The 3,414-nt window shown below is 76.6% G+C and carries 3 protein-coding genes; 1 reads left to right on the top strand and 2 read right to left on the bottom strand.

Annotated features, from left to right (window positions below; all coding sequences use genetic code 11):
- Window positions 1–1,022: FUSC family protein (locus FNQ90_RS16765; protein ID WP_182607126.1), on the top strand; the 1,022-nt coding region annotated here is incomplete at its 5' end.
- Between the two features lie 303 nt (window positions 1,023–1,325).
- Here the strand turns inward: FNQ90_RS16765 and FNQ90_RS16760 are convergent.
- Window positions 1,326–2,213 (bottom strand): sirohydrochlorin chelatase, encoded by an 888-nt coding sequence (locus FNQ90_RS16760; protein WP_182607125.1) that lies wholly within the window; start codon window positions 2,211–2,213, stop codon window positions 1,326–1,328.
- 154 nt (window positions 2,214–2,367) lie between these two features.
- Window positions 2,368–3,348, bottom strand: coding sequence for an N-acetylglucosamine kinase (locus tag FNQ90_RS16755; RefSeq protein ID WP_407699381.1), 981 nt, complete (start codon window positions 3,346–3,348; stop codon window positions 2,368–2,370).
- Window positions 3,349–3,414: the final 66 nt, after the last annotated feature.

Genomic DNA, 3,414 nt, shown 5'->3' with positions numbered 1-3,414 from the left:
CGCCGGTGCCCCCGTCGCACCCGGGTCGCCTGCGGCCCACCACCCGCCAGGCCCACCAGGCCACCGTCGCCTGTGCCGTGGCCCTGGCCGCGGGGATCCCCCTCTCCCCGGAGCGCTGGTACTGGGCGGTGGGCGCGGCCTGGTGGATCTTCGTCAACACGGCCTCCAGGGGAGAGACCCTGGTGCGCGGTTTCCGGCGGGTCCTGGGCACCGTCCTCGGCGTGGTCGCGGGCGTTCTCCTGGCCCTCCCGCTCGACGGCGCCCCCTGGCCGACGGCACTGCTCGCGGCCGTCTGCGTCTTCGGTATCTTCTACGCAGCGCCGGTCTCCTACTCCTGGATGATGTTCGCGGTCACCGTCCTGGTGGGACTGCTCTACGGTCTGCTCGGCGAACTCAGCGCCGGCCTGCTGGCCATGCGTCTGCTGGAGACCGGGGTGGGCGCCCTGGCCGCGGCCCTCGCCGTGGCCCTGGTGCTCCCGGTCACCACCCACGCCGCCACCCACGGCTGGATCCTGCTGGCGCTGGACGCGGTGCACGGCACCGCGCGCGAGGCCACCCGCCGTCTGGCCGGTGACCCCGGTGCCGATCCCGCCCGCCGGGTCGCCGAACTGGAGCCACTCCTCGACCGTGCCCGACTCTCCCTGGCCCCGCTCCTGCATCCACTCAACCCGCTGCGGGCCCGCCGTGCGCGGGCCCGCGAGGTGACGGTTCTGCTCGACGAGTGCGCCGAGCGGGCCCGTGCCCTGGCCCGACTGGCCGCGACACCGGGGGAGGTCGCCGACGCCCGGCTCGTGGAGGCATGCGACCGGGTGGCGAAAGCCATGCGCGCTCTGCCGGTCCCGCCGCCCACCGGGCCGGCGCGACACCCCCGGGTTCGGCGCGCGAGCCCGGGGACCACAGGTGCCGGCGAGCGTCCGGCGTCCCACCCGGCCCTGGTCCACCTGCACGGTCTGGAGGCCACCGTGCACCGGCTCGCCGAGCCGCTCCGGGCCTCGCCGCGCACCCCGCTCGGCACCGCCTGAACGAGCCCGCCGCGCCCGACGACGCCCGTGGTCGCGCCGCGGCGGCCCGAGGGCTTCGGAAGGGAACGACCGGCGGGCCGGCGAGTGCTTCGGGGTGGGATCCGAGGTGGGGGAACACCGGGGGATCAGCGGACCCGGGGGAACGCCGGGTGCCCGTCCGGCCCGCTCCGGTGGCATACGTGCCCGGGATCGTGGCCGCCCCGCCGCCGGAGCGGCGTGCGGTACGACCGCGGCACCACGAAACGCGCGGGGCCCGGTGGGCGACGGTCACGACCGTCGCCCACCGGGCCCCGCCGGCACGGATCAGCGGGCCGGCGCCGCCTGCTGCGGGTTCGGGTTGAGGCCGATCTTCCCGGCGTAGGCCGAGAGCACCAGCTTGCCGATGGCCGGGTAGGAGCCCAGCGGCTCGGAGGCGGCGCATCCCGCTTCCTCGGCGGCGGCGGCCAGCAGCCCGTCCGGGACCTCCGGGCCGATCAGACACGGGGCGAGGGCCAACTGACGCGACCCCGAGTCCAGCAACTGCCGGGCGGTGGCCGCTATGGCGCCGTCGGTGTCCACCGCGGTGGCCAGCACCGGCACGGCCAGGCGGGCCGAGAGCAACATGCCGGTGATGCCGGCGGCCTGCACGGCCTCGTCACCGCCCACGGTGGCGAGGATGATGCCGTCGGCTGCCGTGGCGACGGTGAACAGACGCGCGCGGTCGGCGCGGGCCAGGCCCGCCTCCGACAGCCGCACGTGCACGGCCTCGGCCAGCAGCGGGTGCGGACCGAGCACATCGGTCAGTTCGGCACCCGAGCCGCTGCTCACCACGGCCTGCCGGATCAGGCGCAACTGCGAGCTGTCCGGACCGGCCAGCAGCGGGACCACCACGGCCGGGGACAGGTCGTCGCCGGCCTCCGGCCGCTCGGCCGCGACCCGGCTCAGCACCTCCTGCAAACCGGGGAACTCCTCACCCTCCCCCTCCGCGAAACCGATCCGGGCGTTCAACCCGGGGAGGTCGGCGCGGGCGATGCTGACCACCTCCTCGGCGAGGGAACGACTCGCCGGGGACGGGGTACCGGGTACCGCCAGGACCAGGACCGGCGCCCCTTCCGGGGCGCTCACCGGCTCGGGACGGCGGTGACGTCCCGGCTGGCGCGGTCGCGGCATTCGTACGGGCAGGCCCGACGCCGGCCCAGTGGGGGTGCTCATATCGCCGCATGTTAATGCCCGGGCGCGCGCTCTGTTCGACCGGGTCGGCTCCCTCTTGCACTCCACCGCCCCTTGGTGGGGGAATGTGGTGATTCGTGAATCCACCACGAATGAGCGGGCGTTCCGGTGGACCCGGGCGTGCGTCCGAAGCCTCTCAGCGGTCCCCGGGAGGGACCGACGGCAGGAGCCGCACCTCCAACAGCCCCGCCGCCCGGGGGAGGGCGGGGCCGGCCCCGGCCGCGCGATCGGCCAGCAGCAGGGAACCGTCCAGTGGGTCCCCGGCCGGGGAGACCTCCCGCACCCCGGGCAATCGGCGCGCGAGTTCTTCCCGCAGCGGCCCGGTCAGCGCCTCACCCAACCGGAGGAGCCCTCCGGTCAGGGCCAGGGTCGGGGCGGGTTCCCCCGCGACGCCGTCCCCACCCGGTCGCAGTGATTCCGGCAGGGCCGCCTCGGCGGTGGCGGCGATCTCCCGGGCCGCCTCGCGCAGGATCTGCCGGGCCCGCGGGTCACCGGTCGGATCGGCGGCGCAGCGGGCGACGGCGGGGGCGAAGGACGCCAGCGCGGCGGCGCGATCCGGGCGCGGATAGAGCCGGGCGGGGAGTTCCCCGGCCGGTCCGAACACCTCCTCGGCCCGGCGCAACAGTTCCGGGGAACCATCGGGACGGCCGTCCAGGGCGCGCAGCGCCGCCTCCAGCCCCGCGCGGCCGATCCAGGCACCGCTCCCGCAGTCGCCCAGCAGGTGTCCCCATCCGTCGGCCCGTCGCCACGCGCGCAGGTCCGTGCCCAGGGCGATCATGCCGGTGCCCGCGGCCACCACCACCCCGGGGTGTTCACCCAGCGCGCCCGCGTAGCCGGTGACCGCGTCGGCGGCCAACACCAGTCGGGCGCCGGGTCCCGGGCGTCCGCCGTTGGCGAAGCCGGCCGCCAACAGGCGGGGCAGTTCGCGGCGCAGACCGGCACCGAGCGTCGCGAATCCGGCGGCGCCCACGCAGACGGCCGCCGGAACCGGGTCGTGGTCCGCTCCCGCGCGGGCCAACAGTTCCCGGCCGGCGGAGACCACCCGGGCCGCGAGATCCGCGGCCTCGATGCCCTCACCACCGGTACGCACGGGTGGGCCCGTGACGGTCTCGCCCACCCGGGCCGGTGGCCCGGGGGATTCGGGTCCCCCGCCCCTCCCCGGGGCCCGACGGGGCCTGTCTCT

The organism is Streptomyces alkaliphilus, from assembly GCF_014141535.1.
Taxonomy (GTDB): domain Bacteria; phylum Actinomycetota; class Actinomycetes; order Streptomycetales; family Streptomycetaceae; genus Streptomyces; species Streptomyces alkaliphilus.
The sequence above is the reverse complement of the archived record's forward strand: the minus strand, read 5'-3'. Positions and strand labels throughout refer to the sequence as shown.